Source organism: Streptomyces sp. BI87, assembly GCF_025957665.1.
GTDB lineage: Bacteria > Actinomycetota > Actinomycetes > Streptomycetales > Streptomycetaceae > Streptomyces > Streptomyces albidoflavus.
In genome coordinates this window covers 5,814,343-5,835,545 of the sequence record NZ_CP110079.1, presented here as the reverse complement: position 1 = coordinate 5,835,545, position 21,203 = coordinate 5,814,343, and the positions used below count along the sequence as shown (strand labels likewise).

General features: G+C 71.6%; 19 protein-coding genes. 1 reads left to right on the top strand and 18 read right to left on the bottom strand.

All coding sequences use genetic code 11. The features are described 5' to 3' along the window. Positions 1-270: 270 nt before the first annotated feature. The 9 genes from hppD to OIM89_RS25985 all read right to left on the bottom strand — a co-directional run bounded on the left by hppD (position 271) and on the right by OIM89_RS25985 (position 11,185). The gene (gene hppD, locus OIM89_RS26025; RefSeq protein ID WP_030696453.1) at positions 271-1,335 is read right to left on the bottom strand and encodes a 4-hydroxyphenylpyruvate dioxygenase; all 1,065 of its coding nucleotides are present in this window, start codon (positions 1,333-1,335) and stop codon (positions 271-273) included. Between the two features lie 57 nt (positions 1,336-1,392). Beyond that, complete coding sequence (locus OIM89_RS26020; protein ID WP_051727119.1) at positions 1,393-1,911, bottom strand: flavin reductase family protein; 519 nt, start codon at positions 1,909-1,911, stop codon at positions 1,393-1,395. A 65-nt stretch (positions 1,912-1,976) separates the two neighbouring features. Beyond that, positions 1,977-3,221, bottom strand: a complete 1,245-nt coding sequence (locus OIM89_RS26015; protein WP_030696455.1) for an MFS transporter — start codon at positions 3,219-3,221, stop codon at positions 1,977-1,979. A 52-nt stretch (positions 3,222-3,273) separates the two neighbouring features. After that, positions 3,274-4,518, bottom strand: coding sequence for an ATP-grasp domain-containing protein (locus tag OIM89_RS26010; protein ID WP_030696456.1), 1,245 nt, complete (start codon positions 4,516-4,518; stop codon positions 3,274-3,276). Positions 4,519-4,520: 2 nt separating this feature from the next. Beyond that, positions 4,521-5,744: an ATP-grasp domain-containing protein gene (locus tag OIM89_RS26005; protein WP_030696457.1), complete on the bottom strand. Its 1,224-nt coding sequence runs from the start codon at positions 5,742-5,744 to the stop codon at positions 4,521-4,523. Further along, on the bottom strand, positions 5,741-6,805 hold the full coding sequence (locus tag OIM89_RS26000) for an LLM class flavin-dependent oxidoreductase (protein ID WP_030696458.1): 1,065 nt from the start codon (positions 6,803-6,805) through the stop codon (positions 5,741-5,743). Before OIM89_RS26000 ends, OIM89_RS26005 begins: the two co-directional genes overlap by 4 nt. 59 nt (positions 6,806-6,864) lie before the next feature. Continuing rightward, a complete protein-coding gene (locus OIM89_RS25995; RefSeq protein WP_229360137.1) occupies positions 6,865-8,154 on the bottom strand; it encodes an ATP-grasp domain-containing protein in 1,290 nt (429 codons plus the stop codon). A gap of 750 nt (positions 8,155-8,904) precedes the next feature. Next, positions 8,905-9,594: a TetR/AcrR family transcriptional regulator gene (locus tag OIM89_RS25990; protein ID WP_264491662.1), complete on the bottom strand. Its 690-nt coding sequence runs from the start codon at positions 9,592-9,594 to the stop codon at positions 8,905-8,907. A gap of 562 nt (positions 9,595-10,156) precedes the next feature. Beyond that, complete coding sequence (locus OIM89_RS25985) at positions 10,157-11,185, bottom strand: hypothetical protein (protein ID WP_264491661.1); 1,029 nt, start codon at positions 11,183-11,185, stop codon at positions 10,157-10,159. Between the two features lie 119 nt (positions 11,186-11,304). Between OIM89_RS25985 and OIM89_RS25980 the strand changes: the two genes are divergently transcribed. After that, on the top strand, positions 11,305-11,952 hold the full coding sequence (locus OIM89_RS25980) for a TetR/AcrR family transcriptional regulator (RefSeq protein WP_264491660.1): 648 nt from the start codon (positions 11,305-11,307) through the stop codon (positions 11,950-11,952). A 125-nt stretch (positions 11,953-12,077) separates the two neighbouring features. Here the strand turns inward: OIM89_RS25980 and OIM89_RS25975 are convergent, their stop codons facing one another. The 9 genes from OIM89_RS25975 to rpmI form a co-directional block, all read right to left on the bottom strand. After that, positions 12,078-12,407: a hypothetical protein gene (locus OIM89_RS25975; RefSeq protein ID WP_264491659.1), complete on the bottom strand. Its 330-nt coding sequence runs from the start codon at positions 12,405-12,407 to the stop codon at positions 12,078-12,080. 154 nt (positions 12,408-12,561) lie between these two features. Then, positions 12,562-13,662, bottom strand: a complete 1,101-nt coding sequence (locus tag OIM89_RS25970; protein WP_030696464.1) for a PP2C family protein-serine/threonine phosphatase — start codon at positions 13,660-13,662, stop codon at positions 12,562-12,564. Positions 13,663-13,926: 264 nt separating this feature from the next. Beyond that, positions 13,927-16,452, bottom strand: a complete 2,526-nt coding sequence (gene pheT / locus OIM89_RS25965) for a phenylalanine--tRNA ligase subunit beta (RefSeq protein WP_151170000.1) — start codon at positions 16,450-16,452, stop codon at positions 13,927-13,929. Further along, positions 16,452-17,588, bottom strand: a complete 1,137-nt coding sequence (pheS, locus tag OIM89_RS25960; protein WP_030696466.1) for a phenylalanine--tRNA ligase subunit alpha — start codon at positions 17,586-17,588, stop codon at positions 16,452-16,454. The genes pheT and pheS overlap by 1 nt, the downstream gene beginning before the upstream one ends. 226 nt (positions 17,589-17,814) lie before the next feature. Continuing rightward, complete coding sequence (locus OIM89_RS25955; protein WP_030696467.1) at positions 17,815-18,930, bottom strand: ATP-binding protein; 1,116 nt, start codon at positions 18,928-18,930, stop codon at positions 17,815-17,817. 196 nt (positions 18,931-19,126) lie between these two features. Beyond that, the gene (locus OIM89_RS25950) at positions 19,127-19,492 is read right to left on the bottom strand and encodes a hypothetical protein (RefSeq protein WP_047471519.1); all 366 of its coding nucleotides are present in this window, start codon (positions 19,490-19,492) and stop codon (positions 19,127-19,129) included. Positions 19,493-19,527: 35 nt separating this feature from the next. Then, complete coding sequence (locus OIM89_RS25945) at positions 19,528-20,355, bottom strand: TrmH family RNA methyltransferase (RefSeq protein ID WP_030696469.1); 828 nt, start codon at positions 20,353-20,355, stop codon at positions 19,528-19,530. A 116-nt stretch (positions 20,356-20,471) separates the two neighbouring features. Continuing rightward, positions 20,472-20,858: a 50S ribosomal protein L20 gene (gene rplT, locus OIM89_RS25940; RefSeq protein ID WP_003947155.1), complete on the bottom strand. Its 387-nt coding sequence runs from the start codon at positions 20,856-20,858 to the stop codon at positions 20,472-20,474. A 101-nt stretch (positions 20,859-20,959) separates the two neighbouring features. After that, on the bottom strand, positions 20,960-21,154 hold the full coding sequence (rpmI, locus tag OIM89_RS25935; RefSeq protein WP_003947156.1) for a 50S ribosomal protein L35: 195 nt from the start codon (positions 21,152-21,154) through the stop codon (positions 20,960-20,962). Positions 21,155-21,203 lie beyond the last annotated feature (49 nt).

Here is a 21,203-nt window from a genome sequence, read left to right as displayed (position 1 = left end):
TCTTCCTTACGCGTGCGTGGGTCGATGGACGAACGTGTTGCGCGAGGGGAGGAGGCCGGGCGCACGGCCCGGCGGGCCCGGTCGGGGGCCGGGCCGGAACCGGCCGAGTGGCCGGGGAAAGGGGGAGAGAAGGGGCGGAGGGGCCGGGGCGCGTCGCCCGGGTGCGTCACTTCCGCCGGGGCCGCCCATCGGGCGGCCGGGTGGCGCCGGCCGTGCCGGGCGGATCGCCGGGCGAGGGGGCCGGGGCCGGGTTCGGCGCGGGCGTCAGGGTCAGGAGGTGGCCTTCTCGCGGGCCACCGCTTCGTAGAGCGCCTTGATGTTGCCGCTGCCGAAGGTGCGGGCGCCGTGCCGGTCGATGACCTCCCAGAAGAAGGTCTTCCGGACGTGCTGGGACTGGGTGAAGATCTGGAACACCTGGCCCCAGTGGTCCTCGTCGATCAGCACGTTGGTCCGGCGCAGGTCCTCGACCAGGAGGTCCGGGCGGACGAAGCGCTCCTGGAGCTGGTCGTAGTAGGAGCCCGGGGTCTGGAGGAACGCGACGCCGCGGTTGCCCAGGGTCTCCACGGTCGAGACGATGTCGTCGCAGAGCAGCGCCAGGTGCTGCACCCCCGCACCGCCGTGGCGGGCCAGGAAGGTGTCGATCTGGCCGGGCTCCCGGTCGGTGACCGGCTCGATCAGGGTGAAGGTCACCTTGCCGGACGGGCTCTGCACCACCTTGGAGTCCATGGCCTGGCTGCCGACCTCGATGAACTCCTCGAAGATCTGGGAGAAGCCGAAGACCTTCTCGTAGAAGGCGACGGTGGGGCGGAGCTGGCCGGCCGGCAGGCAGATCGCCGCGTGGTCGACGATGCTCAGGAGCTGTTCGCCCTCGTCGGGGTCCGCGGCGAAGATGTCCATCACCCCGGGCAGGAACTGGTCCCGGTCCCCGGACCGCTGGACGAAGCGGTGCGCCACGTCCCCGAAGCCCAGGACCGAGGCGGTGACCACCTCGGTGCCGTCCTGGCTGTGCACGACCGGCTCCTCGACCGCGGTGGCCCCTCGTTCCACCGCGAGCGCGAACGCCTTGGCCGCGTCGCTGACCTCGAACGCGATGTTGGCGACACCGTCGCCGTGCTGAGCCACGTAGGCCGCGGCCGGGTGGTCAGGAGTCAGCGCGGAGGTGAGGACGATCTCGGTACCGCCCTGCCGCAGCAGCAGCGAGCGGTGGTCGTCCTGTCCGTTCTCGGGGCCGGCCTGTCCGCACACCCGGAAGCCGAACCCGGTGCAGAGGTAGAACGCCGACTGCTGGGCGTCTCCGACGTAGAACTCGACGTGGTCCACGGCTCCGATGTCCATGCAAATGCCTTCCTTTTCTCTGGGAGTGAGTGAGAGGCGAGGGCGGGCGCAGGGCTTTCATAAAGCCGAGAGTTCTTCTACGCCGGCGTTGTGCGGTGACCAGACGCCGTAGTCGCCTCTGCGGTAGAGCAAGGGCTCGCGAGGGAAGACGGTACTTTCTTCCACTCGGGCTATGAAGAGCCAATGGTCGCTGACTTCGACAGCATTCTCAACCCTGCATTCGGCAAAACTCAATGCAATGTCGACAAGCAGGGGGGCGCCTTCCGCTATACGCGAAGGCACCCATTCCACATCTGCGAATTTGTCCACGGCTTTACTCGCGAACACCTGCGAGGCGGTTCGCCCGGCAGCGGAGAGGAAATTCACCGCGAACGCCTGCGACTCCTGGATGGCCGGCAGGGTGCGTGACCCCTTGCCCACGGAGACGAGCAGCGTCTGCGAGGACGCCGAGACGGAACACACCGCGTTGCTGGTGAAGCCGGACAGCCGGCCCTCGCGGTCCCGTGCCGTCACGATCGCGATCGGGGTGGGGAACGAGCCGAAGAATTCGCTGAACCGCGCAGAGCCCGTACCCATCACGTTCCTCCTCGGAGCAGCTGCTGAATCGATGCTGGATGGATCGTTTTCATGAGGTGCCGTCACTATTCCGCGCTCGCGCCCACGAGGGTCTTCTCCTGCGCGGCGAACGCACGACTGAAGGCGCGTATCGTCAGGGGCAGCATGATCGCACCGAATACGGTGAGCAATATCGCCAGAATGGCGACGAGCCGTTGCGGGCCGAGACTGGAGCCGAAGCCGGCGACGAGAAGGCCGGCGAGCGGCAGGGCCAGCATATTGAGCAGATAGAACGGCCCCATCACCTTACCCAGATGCTCCTGCGGCAGGACCCTGATTCGCTGAGTCCGGTTGAAAACATTGAAGTAGGTCACGCCGAGCATGGCCGCGACGAATGCCGCGCCGTAGAGCAGCATGGACGTGGCCCAGCCGATGGATATCAGGCAGATACAGAGCAGGGAGAGGCCGAATATTCCGAGGGTGCGGACACCCACGAATCTGAGAGTGAAGGGGATCAACAGGAGATTGACGATCCCCAGGACCCCGACACAGATGTTGAGCAGGGCGAACGTCGACTCGGGGGCCTTGAACACCCCGGTGACCAGTGCGGCGTTGGCGCTGAGCACCGTCGAGAAGACCAGGTTGATCGAGAAGTTGAGCGAGGCCAGCAGGACCAGCGGCTTCGTGTGTCTGAGGATCGACCAGCCCAGCCGCAGCTCGGCGAAGGTCTCGCGCGCCTTGCCGGTGCTGGGGGTGCGCAGTCCGCGCGGCAGCGGCAGCCAGCAGGCGGCGGCGGCGAGGAAGACGAGGGCGGCGCCGCCCAGGAGCCAGATCTTGTCGAGGAAGGCCACGCCCAGCATGGCCAGAGCGGGGCCGACGGCCATCGCCGAGACCTCCATGCTCTGGACCAAGCCCTGGATCTTCGCCAGCTCCGTGCCCTTGGCCAGCTGCGGCACGACCTTCTCGACGGACATCCGCACCGGCGCCATCAGCAGGGAGAGCAGCGCGCCCGAGGTCATCAGGATCGGCGTCAGCAGGGAGGGCGCCGCCAGGCAGCCGATCAGCGCGCCGATGAGGACGACGCCCCGGCCGGCGGTGACGAAGCGGAAGAGCCGCGCACCGCCGTCCCGGTCGGCGAGGAGGCCGGCGAACGGGTAGGCCAGCAGCGCCGGAAGCCACTCGATCGCGTAGGCGAACCCGAGGGCCGAGACTTCCTTGGTGTCCTGGAAGATGAGCAGCGGCACCGCGAAGAGCATCATCTGCTCGGCGACGATCCCTAAGAGGACACCGCAGCCGAAGAGTCCTCGGTGCAGCCGTGGTCGGGTGGACATCAGCTTGGTCGCTCCCTTTCGCTCGCCCGGCCGCAGCCCGGCGCGAGCCGTGTCATTCCTGCACCGGGACGGTCTCGAGGTGGAATCCGGCGATGATCTTCCGGATGTCCTCCTCCACGGTCGCCTCGTCGCCGACGAGGATGAACCGCCCGCTGTGCACGGCGTCGTAGCTGCCGCCGGGCTCCATGACGTCGCCGACGGCCGGCACCAGCTCGCGCCAGATCGTGCCGAACTCCTCGCGCAGCGAGGTCACGCTCGTCACCCGGGCCGGCAGCCCGCCCGGCTTCGGGATGATGAGCCAGCCGCCCGACGGATCGCCCACCTGGGGCGGGAGCGTGGCCCCGCCCTCGCAGACGGCGTCCAGCCAGGGGCGGAAGAGGTTGATCCCGAAGAGCTTCTCCGTGAGGTACGGCACCTCGGCTCCGCCGATACGGCCGGCGACCTCCAGGAAGACCAGCTCTCCGCCGGGGGTGAGGAAGAGTTCGAGGTGGAAGGGGACGGAGGTCATGCCGAGCGCCGACACGCACCGCCGTGCGAACTCCTCCACCCGCTCCCGCAGCGGGGACGCCTGCACGACGACCGAACCGAGCGGTTCCCCGGCGGCCTCGAAGGACAGGCAGTCGTTGATGTAGCGGGAGACCGCCATGAAGGGAATCCGGGCGTCCTGGTCCGCGAATCCGTCCACGTGGTAGATGGCCCCGTCGATGAACTCCTCGAGTTCGTAGTCGGCGGTGTCCACCTGGTCCAGCAGCGCGGTGAGCGCGGCCTCGTCCTCGACGCGGTGGATGCCGATGCTGGCCGCGCCGCCCACCGGCTTGAGGATCAGCGGGAACCCGGTCGACCGGGCGAACTCCACCGCGGCGCCGCGGTCCGCGCACGAGGCGAAGCGCGGTACGCGGACGCCGGCCTCGGCCACCGTTTCCTTCATCCGCAGCTTGTCGCGGTAGACCGCCACGTCGGCCGGGCGCGGGCCGGGGATGTCCAGGGCCTCGCGGACCTCCGCCGCGATGCTGAGCGTGAACTCCGAGACGGCCACGAGCCGGTCGACGGGGCCGACCTCCTCCGCGACCTGCCGGACGGCGTCGCGGAGCGCCTCGAAGTCGTTGACATCGCCGATCTGGACGAGGCTCGCGATCTTGGCGGGGTCCGCGAGGACGCCGGTGGCGCCGACCGGGTCGACCACGTAGCTGACGCGGTGCCGGTCGTGGTCGATGAGTTCCTCGAACCGGCCGAGGGAGAAGTCCCAGCGCGGGCCGTCATGGAACCTGGGCCAGCGGTTGACGACGACAATGTGCATGGTCACTCCTTTGACGCCACGGGAACCGTCTTGACCGACAGCGTCCGGCGGACGAACGCGATGGCTTCCTCCCGCTCCTCGGGCGAGTCCGCGGCGAGCACCGCGTACCCGGTCCGCTGCAAGGAGGAGGACGTGCGCGGGACGACGTCGCCCACCGCCACCTTGAACGCGGCGTCCTCGACCGCGGGATGGGCGAGGACCTCCTCCAGCCCGTCGACGGCGACGACCTGGCCGGGGTCGGAGATCACGAAGTGGCTGGCCGCGTACCGCACCGGGCCCTCGGGCGCCGGGGGCAGCTCCATCCCGGTGGTGAGCCGTACGACCATCTCGAACCAGTCGATCCCGTACGTCAGGGAGCACAGCTCCATGAGGTAGTCGCCGGGCGTGCGGACCGCCACCTCCATCACCGCGGGCCCCGACCGCGTCAGCCGAAACTCCAGGTGGACGATCCCGGTGCGCATGCCGATGGCCGCGAGGACCTCCCGGCCGAGCGCGGCGACCCGCTGGGCGTCCGGCTCCGGCAGGGGCGGCACCGTGCGGTGCGTGACCTCGACGAAGTGGGGCGGGCCCGTCGTCTCCTTGGCCGTCAGGTTGGCGAACCAGACCTCGCCGTCCCGGACCAGGGCCTCCCAGCTGTACTCCGGCCCGTCGACCGCCTTCTCCACCAGCAGCGGCCGCTCGGCGGCGCGCCGCACCGCGGCCCGCTCGAACGCCTCGGCGTCGGCCACCAGCTCGACGCCGTCGCTGCCGGCCGACGAGAGCGGCTTGACGATCACCGGCAGGCGGGCGGCGGCCCACTCGGCCGTGGCCGCCAGGTCGTCGGTGAGGCGGTACTCGGGCTGGCCGATCCCGTGGACGCGGAACCGCCCGCGCTGGAGCGCCTTGTTCCGCGAGATCACGGCCGCCTGGAGGGAGGGGCCGGGCAGTCCGAAGCGGTCCTGGGCCATGGCGGCGCCCAGGACGTGCGACTCGGTGAACCCGAAGATGCCGGTCGGCCGGCTCTTCTCCACGGCCGCGTGCACGGTCTCCGCCCACAGCTCGTCCAGCGCGCCGTACCGGCCCTGGCTCGGCTCGACGGCGTCGACCAGGTGCTCGATGGCCCCGGCCCAGTCGTGCGCCTCGATGGCGCGGACCCGCAGGCCCAGCCGCTTGGCGGCAGCCGCGTACGGGCGTCCCATGAAGCCGACGCCGACGAGCAGCAGCTCGCGTTCTTCGGGCGCGCTCACGCGGTCGCCTCCTGCTCCTCGAGGCGGCGGATCAGCGGGACCACGTGGGTGAAGAAGTTCCGCATCTCGTCCCGCGTCGGCCAGCCGGAGAAGATGAACTCACTGACGCCCGCGGCCTTGTAGCTGTGGACGTAGGTGGCCACTTCCTCGTAGCTGCCGACGATGCAGAGCGCCGGACCGCCCCGGTACGCGACGGCGCCGGTCCAGATGAAGGGGGAGAGCCACTCGTCCTTAGCGCCGTCGGCGAGACGGTACGAGGACTTCACGGCCTCCGAGTCGGTCGTGTCGACCCACTTGCGGATCCACGCCTCGTGGTCCTCGTCCGGGTTGCGCATGAGGCGCGCGAGCTCCGCCACCGCCTCCTCGCGGGTGGGGCGGGCCAGGACGTGCATACGGGTGCCGACCCGGGTACCGCCGTCGAGGACGGGCTTGCTCGCCTTCGCGATCCCCTCGGGGGTGTCCCCGTACCGCAGCCAGCAGTCGCCCGAGGCGAGCGCGGTCTGCTGCGCCACGGCGGAGGCGCCGCTGATGTAGATCTCCGGGCGGCCGCCACCCTTGTGGCCGAGACCCAGCGACGCGTCCTTGAGCGTGTAGTGCTTGCCGTCGTAGCTCATGGGCTGCTCGCCCTCCCAGAGACCGCGGATGATCTCCAGGAACTCGCCGCAGCGGGCGTACCGCTCGTCGTGGCTGAGGAAGTCGCCGTATCCCGCCTGCTCCGCGGGGGAGATGCCGGAGACGATGTTGAGGGAGATACGCCGGTCCGACATCCACGCCAGGGTGTTGACGACCTGGGCGAAGAGGGTCGGTGACATCAGGCCGGGACGGTACGCGAGCATGAATTTCACGCGGTCCGTCACCTGCGAGAGCGCACCGAGCACCGGGAGCGGATCGGGCAGGTAGTTGGAAATTCCGAACAGCAGGCTGTCGACACCGAGTTCTTCGGCTTCCTGGACGAAGTCGGTGACTTCACCCATGTCGAGCGCGCCGATCTTGTAGGTGTCCGTGGGCGTGGCCTGGCCCGTGTCGGGCGGCGAGCACCAGTGAAAGCGCAAAGCGTCCATGAGGGGGTCTCCCTTTCGTTTTTCAGCGCCGATCGCGGATTTCGAGCGGAGAGTGCGCGTCAGGCGCCGATCACGCGTACGCGCTCACCGATTTCGGTCCACCGTTCGTGGGCCTCTTCGGGGGAATCCGCCGTGAACACGACCGCGGCAATACGGCAGCTGTAATCCGCTTCGGTCGTCTTGATGGGCGCACCCGGTGCGATGAGGACCGGATTCGCCACCACCCACGGCTCCGCCGAGAGTTCTTCCCAGCCTTCGAGCCGCGCGTACGAACCTGTTCCGCCGGCCGTCAGAAAGCGAATTCCGGCGGCCTTGGCGACCGTCTCCTTGTGGGCTCCCGAACGCACGGGGTCGGAGCCGGTGAGATCCGCGAGGACCCGCCCGGGCAGCGCCAGGCCGGTGGCCATCTCCATGAGCTCGGTGATCTTGTCACCGGGCAGGCGCGCCGCCACCTCCATGAGTACCGGGCGGCCGTCGCTGAGCCGCAGCTCGCAGTGGAACGGGCCGGTCGTGATGCGCACCGCCTTGACGACATCGGTGGCGTACGCGACCAGCGCGGAACGGGTGGGCTCGTCGAGCGGGGCCGGGGTGAGGTGGCCGAGTTCCAGGAAGCGGGGCTCGGGCCCGAGGAGCTTGCGCGTCACGGCGACGACGACCACGTCGCCGTCGCAGACGTAGCCGTCGGCGCTGTACTCCGTACCGGGTACGTACTGTTCGACGATGGCGTCGCTGGTCAGCGCCCGGTCGAACTCGAAGCCCTCCTCGGCGTGGATCGCCGCGAGTGCGGCGCGGGCCTCGTCCGGAGTGTCGACGCGGGAGACGTGCACGCTGCCGCCGGAGTCGACCGGCTTGACGACGGCGGGCAGGCCCACGTGCGCACAGGCGGCGTCGATCTCCGCTGCCTCGCGGACGACGGTGAACTTCGGCTGCTCCAGGCCGGAGGCGGCGACCGCCTCACGCATCTTCGCCTTGTGCCGGACCAGGTCGACGGCGGCGGGGTCCAGGCCGGACAGACCGAGCCGGGCGGAGAGCAGCGCGGCGGCCGGGACGTAGTACTCGCCGCCGGCGACCACGGCGTGGATGGGGTTCTGCTGGTGAGCTGCTGCGACCGCGGCCTCGAGGGCGGCGTTGTCGTTCGTGTCCACGGTGAGGATCTCTGTGGCCAGAGAGCGCACGGCGTCGGCGACTATGCGGCCTTCGCTTTCGTGGGAGGCGACTAAGATCTCCCAGCCGAGAGAATGGGCATGGGCGACATAGGCGTTCGCGGAGAACGCCGGTTGTACCACCAGGACGCGTTTAGACACAGATGACCCTCGAAATCTCGCTCTGAGCTCGGTGATTGTGCGCATGGAAAGCAATCGCGACGAGGTCTCGGCACAGCGAAACACACCATCATTCATCGCGTGAGTGATGGCATGAGACCGCGAGACGTCGCGATGTGGATAGAAGATCGGTAATCAGTGAAGTCCGCCCGGGATTCCGCGGGACGGTCGGCCTGAGGGCGCGTACCTCAAGTCAGGTCTACGCGCAACTATTCCCAGGCAAAAAGTAAGTCAACAATCCGGGCCCCCCGTGTCGCCTTTTTGTACCGACAACTTTCCCGTGCAATGGCCGAGAGACTAATAGGTCGCGCGGTTCAGGGTCAACCGATCCCTTGGAATCCATTCGTCCGCGCGGAACATGGGGTTATGTCTGGCTTCTTGCGTCGAGGTCGGCATTTGTCGCCCCGCTCGCTCCCGGACTCCGGGCCGCTGAACTGCACGAGCGTGAACGGCGGTCGGCCGCGAGGAGGAAAGGGGGCGGCCGGCACCGCCGACAGAGCGGAGGAGTGTGGCGGTCCTCACGCTCGGCAGACGCCGAGGTCGGGGGCCGGTGGCCCGGGGAGGTCCGTGGTGGCGTCGAGCCGGTGCGCGCGGAACGCCCGTTCCTTCATGGGGAGTTGGCTCCACGGAGCAGGAACGTCCGGTTCCTCGGCCCGTCCGGCCCGGTAGCCAGGAAGAAGAAGTTCCGGGCCGCGCCGGCCGTTCCGCGAGGTCCGCGGAGGCTGAGGGGTAATGCGTGTCGGGGGTGCCCTGAATTCGCCGGTCGCCATTCGCCGGTCACCGCGCCCGCCCTCGCCGGCGCGGGTCAGGCCGGTTCGGTGAGCGTTGCCGGGTTCGGTGAACCTTGCCGGAAGCTCGGCGGAGGTGGCACCGGACCGTTCCCCGAGCCCGGCCCGGCCGCCTCGCCGCCCCGCGTCGTCCAGTCCAGAAAAGGAAGGTGATGCGCCAGGCCGACACGAAGATCTCCACGGTGAGTCGGAGGCGTACCTCGTCACCCTGGCCGTCGGCGCGCGCGTACACGGCGCTGACCAGGGCGCGGGTGGTGTCCTGGCGGTAGCCGAGGCTGTGCGCCTGGGGCGCGGGGACGCTCTCCGACAGTTCACGGACGGTCCGGAAGCGGCCGTCCCAGTCGGGGGACATGGCGTCGAGCGTGGTGCGCGGGGGCGCCGCACGGAGAACGCCGAGGAGTGGACGGGTCGGCTCCGCGATAGCCAGGAGGTCCAGGTAGGCCGACCACAGGTCGCTCCCCGAGGCGAGCGCGACATCCTCCTTGGTCCGGTAGTTCCGGATGAGGGTGCGCTGGGACACCTCCACGGCGTCGTACAGGCCGTCCAGCGTGGTCGCGTCGTGGCCGCGCTCGGTGAACAGGCGGAGCGCGGTCTCGGCCGGCGCCTGGCGGGTGCGCAGCTTCATCCGCTCGCGCAGGGGCAGTTGGCGCAGATCGTCAGTCGCCCTAAGACGTGCCAATCAGAGGCTGTTGCGCCTTGACGCCTCCTGCGACTCAGTTAATGCGACTCAGCGCCAATGCCGCCCCGACGGTCGTCCCTCGCCCTCCTGGGACGGCCAACGCCATGCGGCGGACGCCCCGTTGAGCCCCCTGCCTCCCTCTGGGGGGGGGACGCGAACTCGTGACTGCTGCCACGACGGGCCGCTCCCCTCCGGCGATCACGTTGGTGGTCGTGGTGCTGGCCTTCGTCACCGTGCCGATGTCCTCTCCGGATCAGCCGTCGCACTGCCCGGCATCGGCGCGGAGCCGTGCACCGCCCAGCGCGCCGGAACGGTGCTGCTGCTCATGACCTGACATGCTCCACCTCCTGCGCCACTCCTTCGCGCGTGTGCAGTTGGGGGCCGGCGAATCGATCCTGAGCGGGGCGACCTGGCTGGGGCACAAGCGCGGGCTCGCCGCGATGGACACGTGGCTCGCGTGATGCAGGTCGTGAGTCCCCGAGAGGTCCCCGGCGCTGGAATAGCCGCAGCGCAGCCACCGAATGCGCAGGCCGCCAGGGCATACGCAGCACCGGCTCCCCGCTCACCCACCCCCGTAGCACTCCGCTACCGCCGCGAAGGCCGCCTTCGGCTCCCAGGGCATGTCGGGATAGGTGTCGCCGCGTCTGTCTTCCAGGACCTTGACGATGCCGAGGCTGGCAAGGTCGAGGTCGTCGCGTGGGTCTCCGTCCGGGCGGTGCGGCAGGTTGTCGAGGGCGAAGAGGAAGACGAACGCGCTGTCGACGCCCTCGCTGTCGAATATCTCCAACAGCTCGCGCAGGTAGGCCGCTTGGCCTTCCTCGTCGCGCTCGCAGGCGCGGGTCAGCCGGAGCGGGGCGCCGGTCACCGGGTCGCTTTCGAGGACGTCCATGCTGCGCGGCGCCACCTCCCCCGCCCCTCGCCAGGTGGCGCTGCCGAAGCCCGTGACGGCGACCGGTTTCGGCTGGGCGGTGAGGTGGCGCACCCCTTCGCGGAAGCGGTCGGCGACCTCGGCCGAGCGGATGAGCTCGTAGGTCACGAAGTCGAACGGGCTCCAGTCGATGCCCTCGAACTGGATGGCGGCGTAGGTGACGCTGCCGTGGAAGCGTTCGCGGACGACGGTCACGGCGTCGCGCAGGAAGGCGTTGACGCGGGCGCTCGCCGTCGCCATGCGGTCGGCTCGCAGGTCCGGATCGGCCAGCAGCCAGGCGAGGCGCTCCTCGGTGCAGGCGCCGTCGAGGAAGCCCTGGTCCATGACGCTCAGCTCGACACCGGTGACGAACACGACCTCGGCGCCTCGCCTCCGGACGCGTTCGGCCCGTTCGGCGCAGTCGGCGAAGAGCCGCAGCATCTCGTCGGCGCCCAATTCCAGCGGATAGGGCGAGAACCAGATCTCCAGCCCCAGGTCGGCGGCATGACGGGCCGCCAGCTCCAGGCGCTCCGGGTCGCCGCCGGTGAGGTGGACGGCGTCGCAGTGGAGGTCGTCGCGGATGACGGTCAGCTCTCTTCTGACCAGGTCGGGATCGAAGCGTGCCCGCGAGTTGCTTCCAGGGCGAACGAAGCCGGTGTCGTAACACATACCTTTGGCACGCACGGGTCTGCCCCCATCTGTCGGCTCTGTCGGAGTACGAGCATAGACCCGAAGATTGCGCGTGCGCAAGTTTGCGCTCACGCATTTTTGCGGGTGCGTGCCGGAGCTGGGAGACTGCGGGCGTGACGACGAGGCGGACCGGACTGCGCGAGCAGAAGAAGCAGGCGACCAGGGCGGCGCTGCGCGAGGCGGCGCTGAGGCTGGCCCTGGAGCACGGACCCGAGAACGTCCGGGTGGACGACATCGCGGACGCCGCCGGGGTCTCCCCGAGGACGTACAACAACTACTTCTCCAGCCGCGAACAGGCGATCGTCGCCGCCATCACCGCCGAGCGGGAGGCGCGGATCGCCGAGGAGGTCGCGGCGGCGCCCGCCGGCACCCCCCTCACCAAGGCACTGACCGACGCGATCCTGGCGGGGTACACCGAGCCGGCCGGCACCGAGCGCTTCCTGATCACCGCCACCCCTCCCCTGCGCGAAGCCTTCCTGGACGCCGCCACGGAGATGGAGCACCCCCTCGCCGAGGCGATCGGCCGGCGCCTCGGCGACACCACGACGCCAACCGCCCAGGTGCTGGCGGCCGCGGTGGCCGCCGCCGTGCGCATCGCCCTGCACCAGTGGCTCGGCGCGACGGCCGGCACCGCCGCCGCGCCCGGAGGACTCGTCGTCCCGTCGGGCTCCCTCACCGACCGGCTCCGCGCCACCCTCGCTCCCCTCGCCCCGGCACTCGACGCCGCCGAGGAACGGTCAGGGCGGCGACAGCCCGGGTGACGGCCCCGGCCACGCGAAGCTGTTCGAGGTGAAAAAGGTGAAAGAGGTGAAAGGCGAGGAGGAACTGAGCCGGACCGGCGGGTGACGGCAGGCGCGCGGGTCCGGGGCGACTGCGGCGTGGCGGGTCAGCCCGGCAAGTACTCCGCGGCCGGGGGCCACTCGGCCGGAGCCTCGCCGAAAGCACGGCGGCCCGCCCTCACCGCCAAGGTGGCGAGGGCCGCGTTGGCCCCACCGCCGATCACCGCGCCGATGCCGAACGGGGCCACCCGGCCGAGGACGACGATGCCCTGCTTGGTCCCGTACTTCGTGACGAAGTTCCTCCCCAGCACCTTGTTGATCTGACGCAAGGTCTCCAGCGGCACCTTGGCGACCACCTGGCGCCCCCAGTGCTGCCCCGTACGCTCGGCGACTTTGCTGATGGTCGCGGAGCCCGACCCGCCGAGCATGATCCCCATGACGATCGTGCGGCGGCGCTCGATCTCGTCGATGGGGACTCCGTGGACCTCGGCCAGCGAGAGGGCGAAGACGGCGCTCAGCTCCAGGGAGGAGACCGCCTCGCCCGCCGACAGCGCCAGGGCTAGCTTTCCGGGGAAACCGGTGGAGACCTGCTCACTGCACCGACGGCTCCGCCGTCGACCAGGGTTCGCGGCCGGTCGACTGGGGCGGGACCGTTCGGGAGGGTTCGGAGCACAGGACCAGGACGGCGGCGTCGTCGGCGGGTGGGCCCTGGCTGTGGGCGAGGAGGGCCGCCTGGATGTCGGAGGCCGCGGTCCGGGCGGTGAACGGGCCGTTGGCGATGGAGCAGAGGGTGTCCACGAGGGGGAAGAAGCGGCCGGAGGGGTCGCGGGCGTCCTCGACCCCGTCGGTGTGCAGGACCAATGCCTGGCCGGGGAGGAGGCGGCCGCAGTGACGCACCGGCAGGTCGGTGGGGAGCGGGAAGGGGCCCAGGGGCGGGAGCGGGTCGGCGTGGCTGAGCGGTTCGGCGCCGGCCGAGAGCAGGTGGGGCCAGGGGTGGCCGCAGTTGACGGTGAGGAGAGTGCCGTCGGGGCGGATCTCCAGCAGGAGCAGGGTGACGAACTCCTCGGCGAGCGGGTGCCCCGGTTCGGCGGGACCTCCTGAGGGTTGTTCCAGGCGGGCGCGGCGGCGCAGGTCGCGGGCGAGGGCCCGGTCGAGGCGGCGCAGGACTCCGCCGAGGGCCGGTTCGTCGTGGGCGGCCTCGCGGAAGCTGCCGAGGACGGCGGCGACGGTCCCGATGGCGTTCAGTCCCGAACCGCGCACGTCGCCGATGACGACGCGGACGCCGTGGTCGCTGGCGACCGCCTCGTAGAGGTCGCCGCCGACGGTCGCGGCCGGGTGGGCCGAGAAGCGGCGGGCGGCCAGGGTCAGGCCGTCCAGGCGGGCGGGGAGCGGGCGGAGCAGGACGCCCTGGGCGGCGCCGGCGACCTCGTCGATCCGCCGCAGGTCCCGCAGCAGGCTGCGGTGGATGCGGATGATGAGCACCGCGCCGACCACGAAGAGGACGGCGCTGGTGGCGATCCGGCTCGGCAGGTCGTCGCGCTGGGCGAAGGGACAGGCGTACTTGTAGCCGAGGACGGCGGCGCCCCAGAGCAGGGCGGGGGCGAGGGAGGTGAGGGGGTGGTGCCGGGCCGGCCGGGCGCCGCCGGCCGCTCGGGGCCGCACCGCGCGGCTGCCAGGCTTGGTACGGAACATCCGACGGCCTCCCTGAGGGGATGGCCGGGGGTCGGAGAGCCGGTGCACCGCGCACCGTACCCGGTGGGGCCCACCCCTTCGGCCGGACTGATTGTGTCCGGCGGTGGCGGCGACGCGGCCGGGGTGCGCCGGCTTCCCACCCGAACGAGTGAGGCGGCCGCCCGGACTGCCGGGCAGGCCCCTCCTCGTGGCGTTCCGTCACCCCGGGGGCGAGTGGTACGCCCAGAGGGTGCCCCGGACCGGCCGGCCGGGGCACCCTCTGCGTCAGGCTCCGCGCAGGACGGCGCCGGTCCGCTCGGCCGCGAGGGCGACGGCGGCGTCGCGGGCGGCGCTGGCCTCCTCGACGGTCAGCGTCCGGTCGGCGGCGCGGAAACGCAGCGCGTAGGCGAGCGACTTGCGGCCCTCGCCGAGCTGTTCGCCGGTGAAGACGTCGAACAGGCGGATGGACTCCAGGAGTTCGCCCGCGCCCTCGCGCAGTACGGCCTCCACATCGGCGGCCGGGACCGAGGCGTCGACGACGAGGGCGACGTCCTGGGTGGCGACCGGGAAGGTGGCGATGCGCGGCGCCTCGACGGTGCCGGTGCCCGCCGCCTCGACGGCGTCCAGGTCGATCTCCATGGCGCAGGTGCGCGCGGGCAGGCCCAGCGCCTTCAGGACGCGCGGGTGCAGCTCGCCGGCGTGGCCGACGACGCGCTCGTCACCGTCGATCACGACGGCCAGTTCGGCGCAGCGGCCGGGGTGCCACGGACCGTACTGACCGGCGCGGACCAGCAGCTCGGTGCCGGACTCCCGGGCGATCAGGCGGGCCGCCTCGATGGCGTCCGCCCAGTCGGCCGGGTGCCCCTTGCCCCACCAGCCGGCCTGCTCGCGGGCGCCCGCGAGGACGACGGCTGCGTGCCGGGGCTGGACGGGCAGGGCCTCGGTGACCGCGGCGAGTTGCTCGTCGGTGGGCCGGTGGTCGACCGGCAGCCGCTCGGCGACGGCCGGGTGTCCGCTCGGGTGGAAGACCAGGCCGGTCTCGAAGAGGGCCAGGTCGTGGCTGCCCCGGCCGTCGTTGCGGCGGAGCGCGCCGAGGAGGCCGGGCAGCAGCGTGGTGCGCAGCGCCGGCTCCTCGTCGGAGAGCGGGTTGACCAGGGTGACGACGCGGCGGGCCGGGTCGTCGGCGGCGAGGCCGAGCTGGTCGAGGACCTGCTCGGAGATGAACGGGTAGTTCAGCGCCTCGGTGTACCCCGCTCCGGCCAGCGCGCGGCCGATGCGGCGGTGCAGCCGCTGGCGGTCGGTGAGGCCGCGCCCGGCGGGCGGCTTCGGCAGGGTGGAGGGGAGGTTCTCGTACCCCTCCAGCCGGATGACCTCCTCGGCGAGGTCGTTGGGGGCGCGCAGGTCGGGGCGCCAGGACGGGACGGTGACGACCAGGTCGTCCTGGCCGTAGACGTCGCAGCCGACCTGCTGGAGGCGGCGGACGACGGTCTCCCGGTCGTAGGCGACCCCGGCCACCTTGGCGGGGTGGTCGGCGGGCATCGCGACGGTGTGCGGGGCCGAGGGCGAGATGACCTCGGTGACCCCGGCGCCCGCGGTGCCGCCCGCGAGCAGCACCAGCAGGTCGACGGTGCGCTGGGCGGCGGCGGAGGCGGCCAGCGGGTCGACGCCGCGCTCGAAGCGCTTGGACGCCTCGGAGGGCAGCTTGTGGCGGCGGGCGGCGCGCGCGACGGCGATCGGGTCGAAGTGCGCGGCCTCGATCACCACCTCGGTGGTGCCCGAGACGCGGCCGGTCTCCGGGTCCGGGACCGCGTCGGCGATCTCGGTGTCGGCGCCGCCCATGACCCCGGCGAGGCCGATGACGCCGCGCTCGTCGGTGATGACGAGGTCCTCGGGGTCGAGGGTGCGGCGGACGCCGTCGAGGGTGGTGAGCTTCTCGCCGGGCTCGGCGCGGCGGACGCCGAGGGCGCCCTGGACGCGGGAACGGTCGTAGGCGTGGAGCGGCTGGCCCAGTTCGAGCATCACGTAGTTGGTGATGTCGACGGCGAGCGAGATCGGCCGCATGCCGGCCTTCTGGAGGCGGCGGCGCAGCCAGATCGGCGAGCGGGCCTCGGGGTTGAGGCCGCTGACGGTGCGGGCGGTGAAGCGGTCGCAGCCGAAGGGGTCGGCGACCTCGACGGGGTGGCCCTCGGCGTTGGGTCCGGGGACGTCGAGGAGGGCCGGGTCGCGCAGCGGCAGGCCGTAGGCGGTGGCGGTCTCGCGGGCGACGCCGCGCATCGACAGGCAGTAGCCCCGGTCGGGGGTGACGGCGATGTCGAGGACCTCGTCGACCAGCTCCAGCAGCTCGATGGCGTCGGTGCCGGGCTCGTACTCCGGGGGCAGCACGATGATGCCGTCGCCGTCGGAGCCCATGCCCAGCTCGTCGCTGGAGCAGATCATGCCGTGCGAGACCTTGCCGTAGGTCTTGCGGGCGGCGATGGCGAAGTCGCCGGGGAGGACGGCGCCGGGCAGCACGACGACGACCTTGTCGCCGACGGCGAAGTTCCGGGCGCCGCAGACGATCTCCTGCGGCAGGCCGGTGCCGTTGGCGGTGCCGACGTCGACGGTGCAGAAGCGGATGGGCTTCTTGAACCCCTCCAGCTCCTCGATGGTCAGCACCTCGCCGACGACGAGGGGGCCGGTGAGGCCGGTGCCGAGCTGCTCGACCGTCTCGACCTCCAGGCCGGCGGCGACCAGCTTGGCCTGCACGTCACGGCCGGTCTCGGTGGCGGGGAGGTCGACGTACTCCCGCAGCCAGGAAAGCGGGACCCGCATCAGATCTCCATCCCGAACGGCCGGGTGAACCGGATGTCACCCTCGACCATGTCTCGCATGTCTTCGACGTTGTGGCGGAACATCAGCATCCGTTCGATGCCGAACCCGAAGGCGAATCCGCTGTACTTCTCGGGGTCGACGCCGCAGGCCACCAGGACCTTCGGGTTGACCATGCCGCAGCCGCCCAGCTCGATCCAGCCCTCGCTGCCGCAGGTGCGGCAGGGCCGCTCCGGGTTGCCGACGGAGGCGCCACGGCAGACGTAGCAGACCATGTCCATCTCGGCGGACGGCTCGGTGAAGGGGAAGAAGTTGGGGCGCAGCCGGGTCTTCATGTCCGGGCCGAAGAGCGCCTGGACCATGTGGTCGAGGGTGCCCTTTAGGTCGGCCATGGTCAGGCCCTCGTCGACGGCGAGCAGCTCGATCTGGTGGAAGACCGGGGTGTGCGTGGCGTCCAGCTCGTCGGTCCGGTAGACCCGGCCGGGGCAGACGACGTACACGGGCGGCTCGCGGTCGAGCAGAGTGCGGGCCTGCACGGGCGAGGTGTGGGTGCGCAGCACGATGCCGGACTCGTCCTCGCGCGAGCCGGGCTGCTGCCCCTCGCCGCGCACGAAGAAGGTGTCCTGCATCTGCCGGGCCGGGTGGTCCGGGGTGAAGTTGAGCGCGTCGAAGTTGAACCACTCGGCCTCGGCCTCGGGCCCCTCGGCGATCTCGTACCCCATGCCGACGAAGACGTCGGAGACCCGCTCCATCATGGTGGTCAGCGGGTGGCGCGCGCCGGCCGGGACGCGGTCGTAGGGCAGGGTGACGTCCACCGCCTCCTCGACCAGGACCCGCTCGTCGCGCTCGGCCTCCAGGACGGCCTGCCGGGCGGCCAGGGCCTTGTTGACCTGGCCGCGCGCCATGCCGACGCGCTTGCCCGCCTCGGCCTTGGCCTGCGGGGGCAGGGCGCCGATCTCCCGGTTGGCCAGCGACAGCGGCGAGGTGCCGCCGGCGTGCGCGGTCTTGGCCTGCGCGAGGGCGTCGAGGTCCGCCGCGGCCTCGAAGGCGGCGAGCGCCTCGTCCCGCATGCGCTCGATGTTTTCCGGTTTCAGTGCCTCGACCTCTACTGGGTCGTACGACTTGTTCGGTGCCGACATCTCTTCCCGTGCTTCCGATTGCTCCGCCCCACGCCCGGTACGTGTCGCGGGCGCGGGGTACCGGATGGTGGGGCCTGGCTGTGGGTCCCCGCAGAGGCCAAGGGCGCAAAAATGTGCCGGAGACCGAGTCTAACGGGGGTGAGCTGGAGGTCCTTCCCCCGGACCCGGGGCGTCCGCGAGGGGCGCGGCCGGTGCGGGGGCGGACCGCGGGGCGCCCGGGGCGGGGTCAGGCCAGATAGGCCGGGGCCGCCTCGGGCAACGTAAATCGGAACCGGGCGCCGCCGCCGCGGGCGCGCTCCACGCTGATGGTTCCGCCGTGGGCCTCGACGATGCCCTTGACGATGTACAGGCCGAGCCCGGTGCCGCCGCGCTTGCTGCCGCGCCAGAAGCGGGTGAAGACACGGTTCACCGATTCCTCGGGGATGCCGGGTCCTTCGTCGCTCACGGTGACAGCAGTTCCTTCGGTGTCGTTCTTCAGGGGCGCGGGTGCCACGTCGATGGTGACAGTACCTTCCCCGTGGCGCACCGCGTTTTCCAGGAGGTTGCTGAGGATCTGGTCGATCTTGTCGGGGTCGGCCCACAGGGCGGGCAGCGGCCGGTGCAGCCGGACGAGGAAACGCTCCGGCGGCTGGCCTGCGGCGACCAGGGCGTGGACGTGGCGGCCGACGGCGGCGGCGAGGTCGACGGGCTGGCGGCGGACCTCCAGGCGCCCGGAGTCGATGCGGGAGATGTCGAGCAGCTCGGCGATGAGCCGGGTCACCCGGCCCGCGTCGGCGTCGACGGTCTCCAGCATGAGCCGCTTCTGGTCGTCGGTGAAACGGTCCCACTTGGCCAGCAGGGTGGCGGTGAACCCCTTGACGCTGGTCAGCGGCGAGCGCAGCTCGTGGGCGACGGTGGCGATCAGCTCGGCGTGGCTGCGCTCGGTACGCCGCCGGGCCTCGGTGTCGCGGAGGCTGACGACGACCTGGCGGACCGGGCCGAGCGGCTCCTCGCGCACGTAGCGGGCGCTGACCAGGACCTCGCGGCCGCCGGGGAGCAGGAGGTTCCGCTCGGGCTGTCCGGCGCGGATGGCCAGGCCCCCGAAGGGGTCGGTCAGCTCCCACCAGCGGCGGCCCTTGAGGTCCTCCAGCGGCAGGGCCTTCTCCAGCGGGAGGCCGAGGACGTCGCCGGTGCGGACGGCGCAGATCCGGGCGGCGGCACGGTTGAAGGTGACGACGCGGCCGCGGTGGTCGGCCACGACCAGGCCGTCGGGCAGGTCGTCGGGCACGAGCGCCGGTCCGCCGGTGCCGTGGTCGCGCGTCGTGCCGCGCGGCGCGGGCGGTTCACTCGAACCGGCTGCCATCCCCGTATCCCACCTCTCAGGCCTCTCGGGGCCTGCCGGACCGAACCGCTCGGGGTTGTCGAACCCGTGCTGTGGGCCCCCGAGTTGGCCACTCTACTGTTCCCGCTCGGGACATCCACTCCGCGCAGGGGCGCACCAGGGGCGCAGATCGGCGCACACCATGGGCGCGCGGCGGGCGCGGGTACGGGTGCCCGGGTCAGGGCCGGTGGTAGGCGTCGGTCACGCAGTCCCGGTCGCACCCGGCCCGCTCGTACCGCTCGCGGAGCGCGGCGGCGGCCTCCTGGTGGCTGACGGACCGGTGCCCGAAGTGGCCGGTGGCCAGCTCGCGCACGGCGGCGACCCGCACCACGGCGGGCTCACCGGGGCCACCGGCCCGGCGGGCGGCGGCGATGGCCATGTCGGCGGCGCGCCGCAGCTCCCGGGGGCGGCGGGCCCGGGCGGAACGTTCAGCGCGCGCCCGCCACCAGGGGCGGGTGGGCCGGCCGCGCAGCAGGAGGGCGAGCAGGACGACCAGGGCTCCGGCCGCCAGGGCGAAGCCGCCGTCCGCCAGTGCGTCGCGCACGGGCCACTCCCCCCTGGATGCCCGCCCGGTTCCGGTCAGCCGTGGCGCTGGGCGCGCGCCGATCCGTAGAGACAGACGGCGGCGGCGGTCGCGAGGTTGAGCGACTCGGCGCGGCCGTGGATGGGGACGCGGACGACGGCGTCGGCCAGCGCCCGGGTCTCCTCGGGCAGGCCCCACGCCTCGTTGCCGAAGATCCAGGCGGTGGGGCCGCCCATGGTGCCGCGGTCCAGTTCGGTGTCGAGGTCGTCCTCGCCCGCGCCGTCGGCGGCGAGGATGCGCACCCCCGCCTCGCGCAGGCCCGTGACGGCGGTCTCGACGGGGACGCCGACGGCGACCGGCAGGTGGAAGAGGGAGCCGACAGAGGCGCGGACGGCCTTCGGGTTGTAGACGTCCACCGAGGCGTCGGTGAGCACCACGGCGTCGGCGCCCGCGGCGTCGGCGCAGCGCAGCACCGTGCCGGCGTTGCCGGGGTCGCGGACGTTGGAGAGGACCGCGACGAGCCGGGGCCGGGCGGCGGTGATCCGGGGGAAGGGGGTGTCGAGGAAGCGGCAGACGCCGACCAGCCCCTGCGGGGTGACGGTGGTGGCGATCTCCGCGATGGTGGCCTCGTCGGCGAGGTGGACGCGGGCGCCCTCGTCGCGGGCGGCGCCGATGATCTCCGCGTACCGCTCGGCGGCCTCGACCGTGGTGAAGAGCTCCACCAGGGTCGGCTCGTCGCCGCTGCGGTGACCGAGTGCCTCCCGGACCGCCTGGGGCCCCTCGGCGAGGAATCGGCGCTCCTTGCCGCGGACGTTGCGGCGGACCAGCCGCTTGGCGGCCGTGACCCGCGTGGAGCGCGGGGAGATCAGCTCGGGGGTGCCCATGGATCGGGGTCCAGCTTCTGTGGGTGCGGTCAGGACGGGGAGACGCACCGGACCCGCAGGCGGCTGGCGCCTGCGGGTCCGGGTGAAGACGGGTGTGCCTGTTCCTGGGAAGGAGATCAGGCGGCGGTCTTCGGGGCGTTGACGTCGCTCGGCAGCGCCTTCTGGGCAGCCTCGACGAGCGCGGCGAAGGCCGGGGCGTCGTTGACGGCGAGGTCCGCGAGGATCTTGCGGTCGACCTCGATGTTGGCGGCCTTCAGACCCTGGATGAAGCGGTTGTAGGTGACGCCGTTGGCGCGGGCAGCGGCGTTGATCCGCTGGATCCACAGCTGACGGAAGTCGCCCTTGCGCTTCTTGCGGTCGTTGTAGTTGTAGACGAGGGAGTGGGTGACCTGCTCCTTCGCCTTGCGGTACAGGCGCGACCGCTGGCCGCGGTAGCCGCTGGCCTGCTCGAGGATCGCCCGGCGCTTCTTGTGGGCGTTGACTGCCCGCTTGACGCGTGCCACTTGTTGACTCCTTGTAGCGGGGCCGTGGTGGTGTTCACACGGCCCGGTTCGAATTGGTCCCGGTCCCGGCGTCCGGCCTCCGTGGTGGCGGAGGCCGGACGTCACTTGCCGAGAAGCTTCTTGATCTTCTTGGCGTCGCCCGGGGCCATCTCGGCGTTGCCGGTGAGGCGACGCGTCAGACGGGACGACTTGTGCTCGAGCAGGTGGCGCTTGCCGGCGCGCTCACGGAGCACCTTGCCGGAGCCGGTGATCTTGAAGCGCTTGCTGGCACCGCTGTGCGACTTGTTCTTCGGCATAGCGCCGTTCTCTCCTCGTCAGTGGCGTCCTGGGGCCCGTCCTCGCGAA